This is a genomic window from Mycobacterium sp. (assembly GCF_040398885.1).
Taxonomy (GTDB): domain Bacteria; phylum Actinomycetota; class Actinomycetes; order Mycobacteriales; family Mycobacteriaceae; genus Mycobacterium.
This window is the reverse complement of the sequence record NZ_JBBATF010000063.1, coordinates 1-15516: the sequence shown is the minus strand read 5'-3', so window position 1 is coordinate 15516 and position 15516 is coordinate 1. Positions and strand designations below refer to the sequence as shown.

Sequence of the window (15516 nt, the reverse complement as noted above, 5' to 3'; positions counted from 1 at the left end):
TGATCGTCGAACGCGCCGACACCTTCGGACTGTCCCAGTTGCACCAGTTGCGCGGCCGGGTCGGCCGCAGCCGGGAACGCGGCTACGCCTACTTCCTCTACCCGCGGGACACCCCGCTCACCGAGACCGCACACGACCGGCTGGCCACCATCGCGCAGAACAACGAACTGGGCGCGGGGATGGCGGTTGCGTTGAAGGACTTGGAGATTCGCGGTGCGGGCAACGTCCTGGGCGCCGAGCAGTCCGGGCACGTCGCCGGGGTGGGATTCGATCTGTACGTGCGACTGGTCGGCGAGGCCGTCGAGGCCTACCGGGCGGCGTTGCAAGCGGCATCGGACGGCAAGCCGGTCGCTATCGCCGAAGAGCCCGGGGACGTCCGCATCGACCTGCCTGTCGACGCGAATCTGCCGCCGGACTACATCGGCAGCGACCGGCTGCGGCTGGAGGCCTATCGCCGGCTGGCCGCCGCCGCCGACGAGGCCGGCATCGCCGGGGTGGTCGAGGAACTCATCGACCGTTACGGCCCGCTCCCCGAACCCGCCCAACGGCTGGTGGCGATGGCCCGGCTGCGGCTGCTGTGCCGGCACTACCGGGTGACCGAGGTGTCGACGACCTCGGAGACCACGCTGCGTATCGCGCCGCTGAGCCTGCCGGACTCCGCGCAGGTCCGGCTCAAGCGGCTCTACCCCGCCGCCGGTTACCGCCCGACCACCGACACGGTGCAGGTCCCGGTCCCGCGCGCCGGCGCCGGGCTGGGCGCCGCCCGCATCCGGGATCTCGACCTGGTGCAGATGGTGGCCGACCTGTTACTGGCCCTCGACGGCCGGCCCGCGGGGGAGATTGACTTGACGACGTTCACGCCGGCAGGGGATGGAGTTGCGCGATGACGGTGATTCTGGTCGGCGCGCGCCGGCCCGCTCTGGTGCCGATCGAGGCGGTGGAACTGCTCGTCGGGGACATCCAGTACACCGAGGAACTCCCGATCAGGATCGCGTGGTCGCTGCCGTCGGCCCGCTCGGCCCTGATCGGGCCCGACGCGGCGGTGCTGCTCTCGTCGGATCCGGGCCATCCCGCCGTCAGGGCCAGGTTGGCCGCCGGCGAGCGGCTGATCCCGGCGCCGGAGGCCCGCTCCGGGGAGCGGCTCATCGACGCCGTCGAGATCATGGATCGGCTGCGGACCTCCGGCCCCTGGGAGAGTGAGCAGACCCACCACTCGCTGCGCCGCTACCTGCTGGAGGAGACCTACGAACTGTTCGACGCCGTGCGCGGCGGCAGCGCCGAGGAACTGCGCGACGAACTCGGCGACGTGCTGCTGCAGGTGCTCTTCCACGCCCGTATCGCCGAGGAGGCGCCCACCGACGCGTTCGGCATCGACGACGTCGCCGACGCCCTGGTCCGCAAGCTCGGCAACCGCGTCCCCGCGGTCCTGGCCGGCGAGCAGATCACCCTGGAAGACCAGCTCGCCCAGTGGGAGCGGCGCAAGGCCGCCGAGAGATCCGACCAGCTCTCGTGCGTCGACGGGCTGCCGACCGCGCAGCCCGCTTTGGCACTGGCGCAGAAGGTGATCGACCGCGTCACCGCGGCCGGGCTGCCCGCCGACCTGATCCCGGGCGAGCTGACGGCGGTCTCGGTCCGGGCCGGCGGGGACGCCGAGAACGCCCTGCGCGGCGCGGTGCTGGGGTTCATGGACGACGTGCGGGCCGCAGAGAAGGCGATCGCGGCCATCCGGCCCGGCGGGTCAGACACCGACGGCCCGGCCGCCGCCGAGGACTGGCGGCGGCACTGGCCGGAGCGCATCGACCACGACCCGGCCGGCCTGCCGCGCGCGGTGGTGCTCTGGCCGGACCAGGAATCACCGTAGGAACCGGACTGCGCCCGTGAGCGAAGTCGGACTGCATCTCGAGTACCGGCGGTTCCTGCGCGGCTGCTCGGCCGGCCTGGCCGAGAAGACCGCCCTGGTGCAGGTGTCGGTGCGGGGCGATGCGGCCGGCGCGGCCGCCGCGGACGGCCGGATCCGAACCGCCGCGGCCTCCCTGTGCCCGGGTGAACCGTTGTTCGGGGTCGGCGAGGCGGACTGGCCGGGCGCCTTCCTGCTGCCCGGTCCCACCGAGATCGACGACGCCGCTCTCGGCCGGCTGGGCGGCTGGGTGGTCGCGGTGACGGTGGCCGTTCAGCGCTGGGGCCGCGACCCGGTGTGGCGGGGCCGGTTGCTGTCGGCGGGGCAGGGCCGGCTGAGGCTGGCCATTCCCTGGCACCGGCCGGATCTCTTCGACGACGCGTTGGGTGCCGCACTTCGCTTGATCCCCGGCTGGTTGGGGCCGGTCCGGCGGCATGAAGACCTCGACGGGGTCTTCGCCGGCCGCTGGCCGGATATCCAAGCCGGCGGCCTGGGACCCAACACCCTGCGTTTCGTCGAGGCCGGGGTCCGCCGCGGCATGCCGTTCGACGTGCTGCCCAGCTTCGTCCAGATCGGTTGGGGGATGAACGCGGAACGTATCGACCTGGGTTTGACCGGGCGGACCGGCTGGATCGCGATGGGCACGGCCAAGAACAAGCACGCCGCCAACCAGACCCTTGCCGCGGCGGGCCTGCCGGTGCCGCGCGCCGTGCCGGTGGGCGATGCCGACCAGGCCCTGCAGGCCGCCGAGGAACTCGGCTGGCCGGTGGTGGTCAAACCGATCGACCGGGACGGGGCGCTGGGAGTGACGCCCGGCGTCGGCGACTCCGGCCGGCTCCGCCTGGCTTTCGAGGACGCCGACCGGTTGAGCCCGGGCAATGTTCTCGTCGAGAAGCATTGCGCCGGTGAGGATTACCGGCTGCTGGTGGTCGGCGGCCGGGTACTGCAGGCCGTTCGCCGCAGCCCGGCGCAGGTCACCGGCGACGGGGTGCACGCGATCGGCCGACTCGTCGACATGGTCAATGCCGACCCCCGCCGGGGAACGCAACGGTACAGCCTGCTCCGCGCGATCGCCCTCGACGCCGACGCGCTGGACTGCCTCGCCGAACAGGGGTTCGGCGTCGATTCCGTTCCCTCGCCGGGGCAGCCGGTCCGGCTGAGCCGGACCGCGAACATCAGCACCGGCGGGACCGCCGAGGACGTCACCGCCGGTGCGCATCCGGACAACATCGCCGTGGCGGAACGCGCCGCCCGCGTCATCGGACTCGACATCGCCGGGGTCGACTTCCTGTGTCCGGACATCGGCCGCTCATGGCGTGAAACCGGCGGGGCGATCTGTGAGGTCAACGGCCAGCCCGGCTTTCGCCCGCACTGGCTGGCCGACCCGGCCCGTGACATCAACGGTGAGATCCTCGACATCCTCTTCCGCGGCCGTCCGGCGCGCATACCCACCGCGGCGATCACCGGCACCAACGGCAAGACCACCACCGCCGAGATGCTGTACCGAATCTGGCTGGCGGCCGGAAAGCGAGCCGGGGTGTGCACCACCGCCCGGTTGCGGATCGGCGAGGAGATCATCAGCTCGGACAACCTCTCCGGGCAGCCCGGCGCACGCATCATCCTCAACGACCCCGGTGTCGAGGCGGCCGTGCTGGAGATGCCGCGCAAGGGGCTGATCTATTTCGGCCACCCCTGCGACCGCTACGACGTCGCGGCACTGCTCAACGTCGAAGACGACCACCTCGGCGTCGACGGTGTCCACACCCTCGAGCAGATGGCCGAACTGAAAGCCGAAGTCCTGGAACGGGCGACCGGGGCCGTCGTCGTCAACGCCGAAGATCCGCTCTGCCTGGCGATGCGGGACCGGGCGTCGACCGGCCGGCACATCCTGGTGGCCCGCAGCCCGGCGGTCGGCGCGCTGATCGAGCACCGCCGGGGCGGCGGTGAGGCGGTTTTCCTCGACACCCGCACCGGCGGGCGGCGGATCATCCTCGCCACCGGCGCGACCGAGACCGAACTCATGGCCGTCGACGACATCCCGGCGACGATGAACGGACTGCTCCCGTTCAACCAGACCAACGCGATGTTCGCGGCCGGCCTGGCCTGGGCGCAGGGCATCGAGCCCGACACCATCCGCCGGGCGCTGAGTTGCTTCGGCAACACCGCCGAGCACAACCCCGGGCGCTACAACTTCGTCGAGGGCCTGCCGTTCGGCGTTCTGGTCGATTTCGCCCACAACCCGGACGGCGTCCGCGGAATCTGCGCGCTCGCCGCCGCGCTGCCCGTGGCGGGACGGCGCCTGCTCTGCAGCGTCAACGTCGGCAGCCGCCATCCGGCCCACCTGCAGGCGCTGGCGGGGAAACTGGCGTCAACGTTCGACGGATTCGTGCTCGGCTGCGATCCGGCGCTGGTGGGGCAGTGCCCGGAGTACGCCGGGGACGACGACCCGGCGGCCGCGATGGTGAGCCACTGGCGCGAACTGCTGCGCGCACAGGGCGTCGATCCGGCGCGGATCTCGGTGGCTGTCGACCGCCACGACGCCCTGCGCATGGCCCTGGACGCCGCCCGCCCGGGCGACCTGCTGGTTCTGCTGGCCGACCACGACGAAGCCCGACTGGTCATCGACCGGTGGCGGTGATTCGCACCGGCCGATGCCGCACCGGACGTGGGAACATGGACGGGTAAACCGCGAGGGGAGTGCAGTGTCGGCTGGTCGGCTCAGCTTGCGCTGGCTGCGTGCGGGCGCCGTCGTGGGCGCCACGGCGACGCTGCTGGCCTCAGGCTGCTCCTGGCGGACCGGCGCCCCGATCCCCGCAGGCGTCCCGCCACCGGCCGGTGACCCGGTTCCCGCCGTCAACACCCATGCCCACGGCCGCCCCGCCGACCAACTTCGGGAGTGGGCCCAGCAGCGCGCGCCGGCGCTGGGCATCCCGGTCGATGCGATGCAGGCCTACGGGTATGCCGCCCGGGTGGCCCAGGTGGAGAACCCCGACTGCCACCTGGCGTGGACGACGTTGGCCGGCATCGGCATGGTGGAAAGTCACCACGGCACCTACCGCGGCGCGTTGATCGCGCCCAACGGCGACGTCAGCCCGCCCATCCGCGGGGTTCGCCTCGACGGCACCAACGGCAACCTGGAGATCGTCGACACCGAGGCCTCCGAGCGCTCCGTCGACGGCGGCCCGGTCTACGCCCGGGCGATGGGGCCGATGCAGTTCATTCCGGAGACCTGGCGGCTCTATGGGGTGGACGCCAACAACGACGGCCTCATCAGCGCCGACAACATCGACGACGCCGCCTTGTCCGCGGCCGGCTACCTGTGTTTCCGCGGCAAGGACATGGCCTCCCCGCGCGGCTGGATGAACGCCATGCGGGCCTACAACAACTCCGAGCCCTACGCCCGCGCCGTTCGCGACTGGGCCACCGCCTACGCGACAGGTCATGGTCTCTAACGGGTCCCGCGGCGGCAGAACCATCTAGGCTGTCCACGTCAGCAATCCGACCCGCGTCTCGACCACCAAGGAGAACCCCCGTGCCCATCATCGAGCAGGTCGCAGCCCGCGAAATCCTGGACTCGCGCGGCAATCCCACCGTCGAGGTCGAGGTGGCCCTCGTCGACGGCGTCATGGCCCGGGCGGCCGTGCCCTCCGGCGCGTCGACCGGTGTGCACGAGGCGGTGGAACTTCGCGACGGCGGATCCCGCTACGGAGGCAAAGGGGTTCAGAAGGCCGTCGAGGGTGTGCTCGACGAGATCGCCCCGGCGGTGATCGGCCTGTCCGCCGATGATCAGCGACTGGTCGACCAGGCACTGGTCGACCTCGACGGCACCCAGGGCAAGGGCCGTCTCGGTGCCAACGCGATCCTCGGGGTGTCCCTGGCGGTGGCCAAGGCGGCCGCCGAATCCGCCGGCCTGCCGCTGTTCCGGTACCTGGGCGGCCCGAACGCCCACATCCTGCCGGTGCCGATGATGAACATCCTCAACGGCGGTGCGCACGCCGACACCGGTGTCGACGTGCAGGAGTTCATGGTCGCCCCGATCGGCGCGCCGAACTTCCGCGAGGCGGTGCGATGGGGCGCGGAGGTCTACCACGCCCTCAAGTCCGTGCTCAAGAAGCAGGGCCTGGCCACCGGCCTGGGCGACGAGGGCGGGTTCGCCCCCGACGTGGCCGGCACCAAGGCCGCGCTGGATCTGATCTGCTCGGCCATCGAGTCCGCGGGCTTCAAGCCGGGCGCCGACGTGGCGCTGGCGCTGGACGTCGCGGCCACCGAATTCTTCACCGCCGGAACGGGTTACGGTTTCGAGAAACAGACCTGCACCGCCGAGCAGCTGACCGAGTTCTACGTCGGACTGCTCGACGCGTACCCGCTGGTGTCCATCGAAGACCCGCTCGACGAGGATGACTGGCAGGGCTGGGTGGACCTCACCACCGCGATCGGCCACCGGGTGCAGATCGTCGGCGACGACCTGTTCGTCACCAACCCCGACCGCCTCGAGGAAGGCATCGAGCGCGGCGCGGCCAACGCGCTGCTGGTCAAGGTCAACCAGATCGGCACGCTGACCGAGACATTGGACGCCGTCGCCCTGGCCCACAACAGCGGCTACCGCACGATGATGAGCCACCGCAGCGGCGAGACCGAGGACACCACCATCTCCGACCTGGCGGTGGCGGTGGGCAGCGGCCAGATCAAGACCGGAGCGCCGGCCCGCAGCGAGCGGGTCGCCAAGTACAACCAGTTGATGCGCATCGAGGAGGCTCTCGGTGATGCCGCCCGATACGCCGGGGATCTGGCCTTCCCCCGATTCGGCGGAACGGAGTAGACGACCCGTTGGCTGAAGGCAAGCGCTCCGACCCCAAGCGCCGTGCGCCGGCCTCCCGGCCCGGCGCTTCGGGGCGGGGTCGGTCGCGCCCGGCGCGGATACCGGCCCGCGACCCCCGCCCGGCCGGTCTGCGTGACAGGGCCGAGTCGGTGGGCCGGAGTATCACCGAACCGATCCGGCAGGCGATCACGGCTTCGGTGCAGCAGCAGAACGAACAGCGACTCGGCTTCACCGCCCGTCGCGCCGCCATCATGGCCGCGCTGGTGTGTGTGCTGACGCTGACCATCGCCGGGCCGGTCCGCACCTACTTCGCGCAGCGCACCGAGATGCGACAGCTGTCGGCCAGCGAGGCGGCGCTGCGCAAGCAGATCGCCGAATTGGAAAGCCAGAAAGCCAAACTCGCCGACCCGGTGTTCATCGCGGCGCAGGCGCGCGAGCGCCTCGGCTTCGTCAAGCCGGGTGACATCCCCTACCAGGTCCAGCTTCCGCCGGGGACGGTGTTGGACCAGCAGACCGGTACCAAGACCCAGACCGGTCCCAGCGGGGACCCGTGGTACACCGCGCTGTGGCACACCATCGCCGACACTCCGCACGGCCCACCGGAGCCGGCGAAGCCGGAGCCGCCGGGGTCGCCGAGCGCGGCCGTTCCGCCGCCGCCCCCACCGCCCCCGCCGCCTCCGCCCCCGCCACCACCCCCGCCGCCCGGTGGTTGACCGGGCCGATCTGGAGGCGGTGGCACGGCAGTTGGGCCGCGAGCCGCGCGGCGTCCTGGCGATCGCCTACCGCTGCCCCAACGGCGAGCCGGGGGTGGTGAAGACGGCGCCCCGACTGCCCGACGGCACGCCTTTTCCGACGTTGTACTACCTGACCCATCCGGCGCTGACCGCCGCCGCCAGCCGGCTGGAGTCCGACGGGGTGATGCGTGAGATGACGGCCACGCTGGCCGCAGACCCCGATCTTGCCGCCGCGTACCGCCGCGCACATGAGTCGTATCTGGCTGAGCGTGACGCGCTCGGGTCGTTGGGCACCGCGTTCTCCGGGGGAGGCATGCCCGACCGGGTGAAGTGCCTGCACGTGCTGATGGCCCACGCGCTGGCGAGGGGCCGCGGGGTCAACCCGTTCGGGGACCAGGCGCTGGGGATGCTGGCAGACGACCCGGCGATGGCCGGGATCCTGAGGCGCGAGGAGTGGACATGAGCCAGGGCTACGCGAGCCGAGACAGGGTCGCCGCGATCGACTGCGGCACCAACTCGATCCGGTTGCTGATCGCGCGACGAACCTCCGGCCCGGGTGGACTCCGGTTGACCGACCTGCACCGTGAGATGCGCATCGTCCGCCTGGGCGAGGGAGTCGACGCCACCGGGGAGTTCAAACCCGAGGCACTGGCCCGGACCCGTGCCGCACTTGTCGACTACGCCGCACTGATCGGCCGGCACCAGGTCGGCGGGCTTCGGATGGTGGCCACCTCGGCCACCCGCGACGCGGCCAACCGCGACGAGTTCTTCGCCATGACGGCCGACGTGCTGGGATCGGCCGTTCCCGGCGCGGTCGCCGAGGTGATCACCGGGGACGAGGAGGCCGCCCTGTCCTTCGCCGGCGCGGTCGCCGAATTGGATTCCGCGGCAGGCCCTTTCGTCGTGGTCGACCTCGGTGGCGGTTCCACGGAGGTGGTCCTCGGTGACGCCGGCGGTGTGCGGGCGGGCTACTCGGCCGATATCGGCTGCGTCCGGATGACCGAACGCTGTCTGCACTCCGATCCGCCGACCGGTGAGCAGGTCGCCGCGGCCCGTGCGGTGGTGCGCGAAAAACTGGCCGAGGCCCTAGCCGCCGTGCCGGTGCGGCAGGCCAGGACCTGGGTCGGGGTGGCCGGCACCTTCACCACGATCGCCGCCCTGGCCCACAAGCTGAGCACCTACGATTCCGAGGCCATCCACCTGTCCCGGGTGGGCTTCACCGACCTGCTGGAGGTGTGCGACCAGCTGATCGGCATGACCCGGGCGCAGCGGGCCGCCCTGGGCCCGATGCACGAGGGACGCGTCGACGTGATCGGTGGCGGGGCGATCGTGGTGCAGGAGTTGGCCGCCGCGATGGCCGAGCGGGCCGGGATCGCCGATCTTGTCGTCAGCGAGCACGACATCCTGGACGGAATCGCGCTGTCGATTCCCTGACCTGGCCGGGGATCAGCGACTCCCGGGCCGACACAACACCGACTCCGGTGCCGGCCGGGCGGCACCGGAGTTCACTGGTTACTGCCGGCGGTTCAGAGCTTGACGCGGCAACCGCTGCCGATGTTGCGGCAGTGAACCGCGCTCTTGCAGGCGTTGCAGCGGCAGGTGCAGCCGCCGGTGCGCTTGGTCTCGGTAACTCGCATGGTCATCTCCTTCGGGCTCTCCCCGGCCTAAGGCTAGTCGGCTGCCCGGCGCCATGTCAGCACCAACCCATCGGTGTGGCGCGCAACGCCGGGACCCGACCAGCGGCTGAGGGTACGGTGCAGATGCCCGTTGGCCGCCCCCATAGCCCAATTGGCAGAGGCAGCGGACTTAAAATCCGCACAGTGTCGGTTCGAGTCCGACTGGGGGCACGGCGAGTGCGTCGCCGCCCGGGAGCTTCCTATACTTCGGCGATGCAGACCGATTATGTGATCGTCGGGACCGGATCTGCGGGATCGGTGGTGGCCAGCCGGCTCAGCGCCGACCCGAACGTGAACGTAGTCGTCCTGGAAGCCGGTCCGATGGACACCGACAAGTTCGTGCACATCCCGGCCGCCTTCTCCAAACTCTTCCGCGGCCCGATGGACTGGGACTACCTGACCGAGCCTCAGAAGGAAGTGGGCGGCCGCGAAATCTATTGGCCGCGAGGCAAAGTCCTCGGCGGATCGTCGTCGATGAACGCGATGATGTGGGTGCCGGGCTTCCCCGCCGACTATGACGAGTGGGCCGAGCACGCGGGGGAAGAGTGGGACTACGCCCACCTGCGGACCTATTTCGACCGCGTCGAGCAGGGCGCACTGGTGATCTCCGAACAGCGCAGCCCCCGGGCGTCGACGGCCGCGTGGCTGCGGGCCGCCGAGCAGGTGGGTTACCGCATCACCACCCCGGACGCCCCCGTCACCGACGGCTTCTGCGAGACCGCGGTGAACCAGCGCCGCGGAGCCCGGTGGAGTTGCGCCGACGCCTACCTCAAGCCCGTGCTCTACCGGCGCAATCTCAAGCTACTGACCGATGCGACCGTGCGCCGGGTGCTGATCGGCGGCGGCCGGGCGGTGGGCGTGGAGTTCGACGCAGCCGACGGGCGCCGCCAGACGGTATGGGCGGCACGCGAGGTGGTCTTGTGCGCTGGGGCGGTCAACTCCCCGCAACTGCTCATGCTGTCCGGAATCGGTGATGCGGCCGAACTTTCCGAGTTCGGCATCGAGGTGGTGCATCACGCACCGGAGGTCGGCAGGAACATGCTCGACCACCTGATCACGCCGCTGGGATTCGCGGTGGTCGACGACAGCCTCTTCGACGCCGAGAAGCCGGCCGAACTGGCGAACTATCTCCTGCGCCGACGCGGCATGCTGACCTCGAATGTCGGCGAGGCCTACGGCTTCGTGCGCAGCCGGCCCGAATTGCCCTGGCCCGACCTCGAATTGATCTGGGCCCCAGCACCGTTCTACGACGAGGGCATCGGCGAGGCGTTCGGACACGGCATCGCCACCGGCCCGGTGCTGCTCAAACCCCGCAGCACCGGCACCGTCACGCTGCGCTCGGCGGACCCGACGGCCAAGCCGATCATCGACCCCCGCTACCTCACCGACCCCGACGGCATCGACCGCGCGGCGATGATGGAGGGGTTGCGGATCACCGCGAAGATCGCCCGGGCGCGGGCCTTGGCCGGCGTGGTCGGCAGGGTGGTACGGCCACTGCACGCCACCACCCTCGACGACGACACGCTGGAGCGCGCCCTGGAGACGTGCTCGCACACGATCTACCACCCGGTCGGCACCTGCCGGATGGGCCGCGACGACCGCAGCGTCGTCGACCCGCAACTGCGGGTGCGCGGGGTGGCCGGGCTGCGGGTCGCCGACGCGTCGGTCATGCCGAGCATCGTTCGGGGGCATACCCACGCTCCGGCCGTCGTCATCGGGGAAAAAGCCGCCGATCTGATCGCCGCCGGCCGATGACTTTCCGGGGGCGCCCCGCGACGAGGCGATCCGCCGCTCGTCGAGCGTCAGCCCCTCTTGACCTTCAGGACCTGCGTGCGCAGGCCGTCGGTCGCGGTCTCCATGGCACCCTTGAGCGCGCGTTTGAGCACGAACCCCGGAATCGGAACCGACGGGGCGATGTTGAGGTCGAAGCGGACCTTGGTCTTGTCGCCCTGCGGGGTCAGCGTGTAGGACGCTTCCTGTGACTTCAACTGGCCGGCCCTGATGAGCGTCCAACTGGCCGTGTTGTCGGTCCAGCTGTACTCGACCTCTATGTCGTCGGTGATGCCGGCGGCCTTGATTTTCTGCTTGACCCTCCTGGGGCGACCGCCGTCGTAGCTGTCGAGTACCTCCGCGCTCTGGTATATCGGTGACCAGGCCGGAGCGGAGCGGACATCGGCGATGACGTCGAGGATCTCCTCCGGTGTCGCTTCGATGACCACTTCGCGGGAATCGGTGACTGCCATCAGCCGACAGTACAGCGGGCCGTGACCCTCGAGCCGGGTTTCAGCGGTACCGGCGGACGTTGTAGATCGGGGCGTTGTCGATGGGAACGACGGCCACCGGAACCCCGTAGGTCGAGGCGTGGACGATCTTGCCACCGCCCATGTACAGACCGACGTGGGATGCGTCGGAGTAGTAGGTGATCACGTCACCGGGCTGCATCCGGTCCAGTGCGACCGGCTGCCCGCCCGCCGCCAGTTGCTGGCTGGAGTGCGGCAGGGACACCCCGGCCTGCTGGAACGACCACACCACCAGACCGGAACAGTCGAATGCGTCGGGACCCGCGGCGGCCCACTGGTAGGGATCCCCGAGCCGGGTCAGTGCGGCCCGCACCGCGATCGCCCCCGGCCCGCCCCCCGGGCGCCGTTCATGCGCGATCGTGGCGGCGGGCCGGTCCCGCCGGACGGCGCGTACCGCGGTCACCGGCCCCGGGGGTGCCACGGCGGGGTCGCCGGCGGCCACCACCTGGGGCGTCCAGGTCAGCGCCTCGGGCGGGTGGACGGGGGAGAACGTCACGGTCGCGGGGACGGCCATCATCGCCGCGGCCCACGACACCAGGTACCCAGGACGTGCCATTGCGGCCCCCGATCTTGATCTCGGCGGGTATGCCCGATCGTTACTTCACCGTGATGTCGGCGGGTCTGTGGCCGCTGTTACATCTGGTGCTCCCGTGACGCCGCGAACAGTTATCCGCTCGTTAGCGAAACGTGGCCGAGGTGTACCGATATCGGCGGTCCGCCTCGCTACCTTGGGAGGTGCGGGGAATCCCGGAGGAGGTCGAGATGGTGACCACCGTTTACGTCGCGGCAGTGCTTGTGGCGGTGCCGGCGATCTTCTTCGCGGCGGAGTTGCTCGCACGCGGCCTGCCCGGTCCGCCGCACCGGTTCGTCTACTCCCTGCTGGCCGGGTTGCTGTGGCCACTGCTGGCCGTGGGCCTGGCGGAGTTCGCGGTGATCGCCGCGATCAGACACCACGTGCACGGTCCCGTGGGCCGCCGGCCCGCGGCCGAGGACGAGGCCGATACCGGCCGGGCGCCGAGCCTCGTCGGCGTGCCTTAGGCGCTGCGCCGGTTCGCCCGTCGGGCCGGGTCGCCTTGCCTTAGCCTGTGCCGGTGTACGAGCCGAACTGGGAGTCCGTGGGCAGCCATCGGCTTCCCGACTGGTACGACGACGCCAAGCTCGGCATCTTCCTGCACTGGGGCCTGTATTCGGTCCCCGGCTGGGCCCCGCAGGTGCCCGACATCCAGGAGTTGCTCAAACACAAGGGTCCCGCGGAGATGCTGCGGGACAACCCCTATGCCGAGTGGTATCTCAACAGCAGCCGGCTGGAGGACAGTCCGACCTGGCGCCACCAGCGCGAGACCTACGGTCGGGCAGCCACTTACGACGATTTCATCGTCCCCTTCGACGACGGCACCGCGGATGCGGACCTGGCGGCTATCGCCGGGGTGTGCCGCGACGCCGGCGCGGGGTACGTGGTGCTCACCACCAAGCATCACGACGGGTTCTGCCTGTGGCCGACGGCCCTGACCCACCCCCGCAAGGGCCGCTACCACGCGCGCCGCGACATCGTCGGCGACCTCACCCGCGCCGTGCGGGAAGCCGGCCTGCGCATGGGGCTGTACTACTCGGGTGGCTACGACTGGCCCTACAACGACGCTCTGCTGCAGAACCCGGCCGACGCCTTCCTGGCCGTCCCGCACACCCCCGACTACGTCGATTACGCCGGCGCGCACGTCCGCGAGCTGATCGACCGCTACCAGCCCTCGGTGCTGTGGAACGACATCTGCTGGCCGGCCGGCGGGAACCTGCCCGCACTGTTCGCCGACTACTACAACAGCGTCCCGGACGGAGTCGTCAACGACCGCTGGATCGAACCGCCGCAGTACCGCAGTGCGCTCACCGATTCATTGGCCCGCGTGGGAGGCGTTCTGCTGCAACGGTTCTGGGCCTACATCCCCGAACGGCACAAATCTCTGACATTCCCGGCCGAGCATCACTACGACATCCGAACCCCGGAGTACGCGCGGTACGACTCCATCCAGCAGAAGAAATGGGAGTCCACCCGCGGTGTCGGCCACTCCTTCGGGGCCAACCGCAACGAGCGGCCGCAGGACTTCGTGACATCGACCGAACTGGTGCGGTCCTTCGTCGACATCGTGTCCAAGAACGGCAACCTGCTCATCGGTATCGGGCCCGACCGGCACGGCCGCTTTCCCGAGGAGCAACTGACCCCGCTGCGCGGGTTGGGGTCCTGGCTGGCGGTCAACGGCGACGCCGTCTACCGCACCCGGCCCTGGGAGATCGCCGAGACCACCACCACCGAGGGCAACCCGGTGCGGTTCACCCGGAGCGACGACGGCCTCAACGCGATCCTGCTGGACCTGTCGGGCCCGGAGTTCGGAATCCGCGGAGTCGACGCGACGGACGTCACCGGGGTGCGGATGCCGGGCCTCGGTACGCCGGTGGACTGGCGGGTGTCCGAGGGGATGCTGCATGTGCGGACGCCCGAGCGCATGCCGGTGTCGCCGGCCCATGTGCTGACGCTGCAGGGGCGGGCGCGCCCGATCGCTTAGGCGGGTCGGTGCGTGATGCCGAGATCCCCCAGGAGCGCTTGGGCGGCCCGGCGCCCGCTGACCAGCGCTCCCTGGATGGACGACGTGTCCCGGTGGTCGCCTGCGACGTAGAGGCCCTTCGCCATGCGTACCGGGCGCCGAAGCTCGAAGGGCGCCGGCATGGCCGGCAGGGCGTAGCGGATCGGATAGCTCGCGATGAGTTCCCAGTCCCGCGTCGCCACGCCGTACAGCCAGGCCAGGTGCTCGCGCACAGCGTCGTCCCGGGCGGCGTCGCGGTCGGCCCCCAGCGCCGACGCGGCGATCAGTGCGCTGCCGGCCGGGGCGTAGTCGGGGGCCGCGTGACTGACCACCGCGGTGTTCACCAGCGGTCCGCGGCGGGAACCGTCCAGGATCAGCGCGGCCTCCCCGTCGGCCAGTTCCTCCGGCGCGCAGCCGGCCCGGTAGTACCAGGTGGTGACCGAATTCGCCGCTGGGGCTTGAATTCCGGGAATGAGCCCGGCGGCGGTCGTCGGATCGGTGGCGACGATGACCGCTTCAGCCGGGTGGAAGTCCCCGCCGACGACATCGACACCCTGCGCCGAAACCGAGGCGACCCGATGGCCGAGCCGGACGTCCAGTCCGGCGCCGAGTTGCTCGGGAATGCGCTGCATACCCGAGGCCGGGACGCTCGGGGTGCCCCGCACGAAGGACTTGAGCACCACGTCGAGGAAGCGCCGCGACGTCGTGAGTCCGGACTCCAGGAAGACTCCCGACAGGAACGGGCGAAGGACCGTCTCCATCAGGGTGTGATCGACGCCGGCCCGGCGCAACGCCTCCTCGGTGGTGACGTCGGGAGTCCGGAGCAAGGACGGCACCGACCGGACCGCGCGGGAGGCGGCGTAGGCGCCGAAGCGCGCGGTCGACAGCGGTGAGCCGATGTGTGCCAACAGCGACGGCACCGCCCACGAGGGCCTTCGGCGCGGGTCCGCCACCCGCTCCACCCGGCGGCGCCCGCCCCGCTCGACCACGATGCGCGCGCCCGCGATGAAGGGCCTGAGGTCGAGGGCTTCGTGGTCGAGGACCCGCGCACCCTCCGGGTAGGACGGGTTGTAGAGCTGGAAGCCGCGATCGAGCCGGTAACCGTCGACGAGGTCGGTTCGGACCCGTCCGCCCATCGCGTCCGAGGCTTCGAGCACCGTCGCGTCGACGCCGTGCCGGGTGAGATGTCGCGCGGCGGCCAGACCGCTCAGTCCTGCTCCCACGATGACGACGGCCACGGCGCCCACGGTAGTCGCCCTCCCGTGATAGCGTTCCGCAGGTTTGCCAGGAGACGAGGGACTGTCATGAAGCACGGCGTTCACGTGGTCCAGCACGAGGCTGAGCACACGATCAATCACGATGATCACGCTGCCGACGGGCCTGGAGGCGTGTCGAGCACCAACAAGAAAATGGCGTTGATGATCGCCGTTCTCGCGCTGTTCCTGTCCCTGGCCGAGACCGTCGGCAAGAGTTCGCAGACCGCGGCGCTGAACGCCCAGATCGAGGCCTCCAGCCTG

Annotated in this window: 16 protein-coding genes and 1 tRNA gene; 13 read left to right on the top strand and 4 right to left on the bottom strand. The window is 70.7% G+C overall.

Features of this window, described 5'->3' with window-relative positions; all coding sequences use genetic code 11:
• The 8 genes from ADBZ5U_RS08050 to ADBZ5U_RS08015 form a co-directional block, all read left to right on the top strand.
• On the top strand, positions 1 to 887 hold an 887-nt coding region (locus ADBZ5U_RS08050; protein WP_526264193.1), incomplete at its 5' end, for a TRCF domain-containing protein.
• Complete coding sequence (locus tag ADBZ5U_RS08045; RefSeq protein ID WP_526264191.1) at positions 884 to 1861, top strand: nucleoside triphosphate pyrophosphohydrolase; 978 nt, start codon at positions 884 to 886, stop codon at positions 1859 to 1861. The genes ADBZ5U_RS08050 and ADBZ5U_RS08045, both read left to right, overlap by 4 nt.
• 16 nt (positions 1862 to 1877) lie before the next feature.
• Positions 1878 to 4535, top strand: a complete 2658-nt coding sequence (locus ADBZ5U_RS08040; protein WP_526264189.1) for a Mur ligase family protein — start codon at positions 1878 to 1880, stop codon at positions 4533 to 4535.
• 64 nt (positions 4536 to 4599) lie between these two features.
• The gene (locus ADBZ5U_RS08035) at positions 4600 to 5349 is read left to right on the top strand and encodes a lytic transglycosylase domain-containing protein (RefSeq protein WP_526264187.1); all 750 of its coding nucleotides are present in this window, start codon (positions 4600 to 4602) and stop codon (positions 5347 to 5349) included.
• A gap of 80 nt (positions 5350 to 5429) precedes the next feature.
• A complete protein-coding gene (gene eno, locus ADBZ5U_RS08030) occupies positions 5430 to 6716 on the top strand; it encodes a phosphopyruvate hydratase (protein WP_526264185.1) in 1287 nt (428 codons plus the stop codon).
• Between the two features lie 8 nt (positions 6717 to 6724).
• Positions 6725 to 7429, top strand: a complete 705-nt coding sequence (locus ADBZ5U_RS08025) for an FtsB family cell division protein (protein ID WP_526264183.1) — start codon at positions 6725 to 6727, stop codon at positions 7427 to 7429.
• On the top strand, positions 7422 to 7913 hold the full coding sequence (locus tag ADBZ5U_RS08020; protein ID WP_526264181.1) for a DUF501 domain-containing protein: 492 nt from the start codon (positions 7422 to 7424) through the stop codon (positions 7911 to 7913). Before ADBZ5U_RS08025 ends, ADBZ5U_RS08020 begins: the two co-directional genes overlap by 8 nt.
• A complete protein-coding gene (locus ADBZ5U_RS08015) occupies positions 7910 to 8884 on the top strand; it encodes a Ppx/GppA phosphatase family protein (RefSeq protein ID WP_526264179.1) in 975 nt (324 codons plus the stop codon). The genes ADBZ5U_RS08020 and ADBZ5U_RS08015 overlap by 4 nt, the downstream gene beginning before the upstream one ends.
• 92 nt (positions 8885 to 8976) lie before the next feature.
• Here the strand turns inward: ADBZ5U_RS08015 and ADBZ5U_RS08010 are convergent, their stop codons facing one another.
• Positions 8977 to 9087: a calcium-binding protein gene (locus tag ADBZ5U_RS08010; RefSeq protein ID WP_526264177.1), complete on the bottom strand. Its 111-nt coding sequence runs from the start codon at positions 9085 to 9087 to the stop codon at positions 8977 to 8979.
• Positions 9088 to 9223: 136 nt separating this feature from the next.
• Here ADBZ5U_RS08010 and ADBZ5U_RS08005 point away from each other — a divergent pair.
• Positions 9224 to 9297, top strand: a tRNA-Leu gene (locus ADBZ5U_RS08005).
• Between the two features lie 42 nt (positions 9298 to 9339).
• Positions 9340 to 10881, top strand: coding sequence for a GMC family oxidoreductase (locus ADBZ5U_RS08000; protein ID WP_526264175.1), 1542 nt, complete (start codon positions 9340 to 9342; stop codon positions 10879 to 10881).
• Between the two features lie 47 nt (positions 10882 to 10928).
• Here ADBZ5U_RS08000 and ADBZ5U_RS07995 read toward each other — a convergent pair whose 3' ends face one another.
• Entirely contained in the window at positions 10929 to 11369 is a 441-nt protein-coding gene (locus ADBZ5U_RS07995; RefSeq protein ID WP_526264173.1) for an SRPBCC family protein, read from the bottom strand.
• A gap of 40 nt (positions 11370 to 11409) precedes the next feature.
• Complete coding sequence (locus ADBZ5U_RS07990; RefSeq protein ID WP_526264171.1) at positions 11410 to 11982, bottom strand: C40 family peptidase; 573 nt, start codon at positions 11980 to 11982, stop codon at positions 11410 to 11412.
• A 206-nt stretch (positions 11983 to 12188) separates the two neighbouring features.
• Between ADBZ5U_RS07990 and ADBZ5U_RS07985 the strand changes: the two genes are divergently transcribed.
• Together ADBZ5U_RS07985 and ADBZ5U_RS07980 are read left to right on the top strand one after the other, a co-directional pair.
• The gene (locus tag ADBZ5U_RS07985) at positions 12189 to 12464 is read left to right on the top strand and encodes a hypothetical protein (RefSeq protein WP_526264169.1); all 276 of its coding nucleotides are present in this window, start codon (positions 12189 to 12191) and stop codon (positions 12462 to 12464) included.
• A 53-nt stretch (positions 12465 to 12517) separates the two neighbouring features.
• Positions 12518 to 13981, top strand: a complete 1464-nt coding sequence (locus ADBZ5U_RS07980; protein WP_526264167.1) for an alpha-L-fucosidase — start codon at positions 12518 to 12520, stop codon at positions 13979 to 13981.
• Here ADBZ5U_RS07980 and ADBZ5U_RS07975 read toward each other — a convergent pair.
• Positions 13978 to 15237: an FAD-dependent oxidoreductase gene (locus ADBZ5U_RS07975; protein WP_526264165.1), complete on the bottom strand. Its 1260-nt coding sequence runs from the start codon at positions 15235 to 15237 to the stop codon at positions 13978 to 13980. The genes ADBZ5U_RS07980 and ADBZ5U_RS07975 overlap by 4 nt on opposite strands.
• Before the next feature lie 66 nt (positions 15238 to 15303).
• Here ADBZ5U_RS07975 and ADBZ5U_RS07970 point away from each other — a divergent pair.
• On the top strand, positions 15304 to 15516 hold a 213-nt coding region (locus tag ADBZ5U_RS07970), incomplete at its 3' end, for a hypothetical protein (protein ID WP_526264163.1).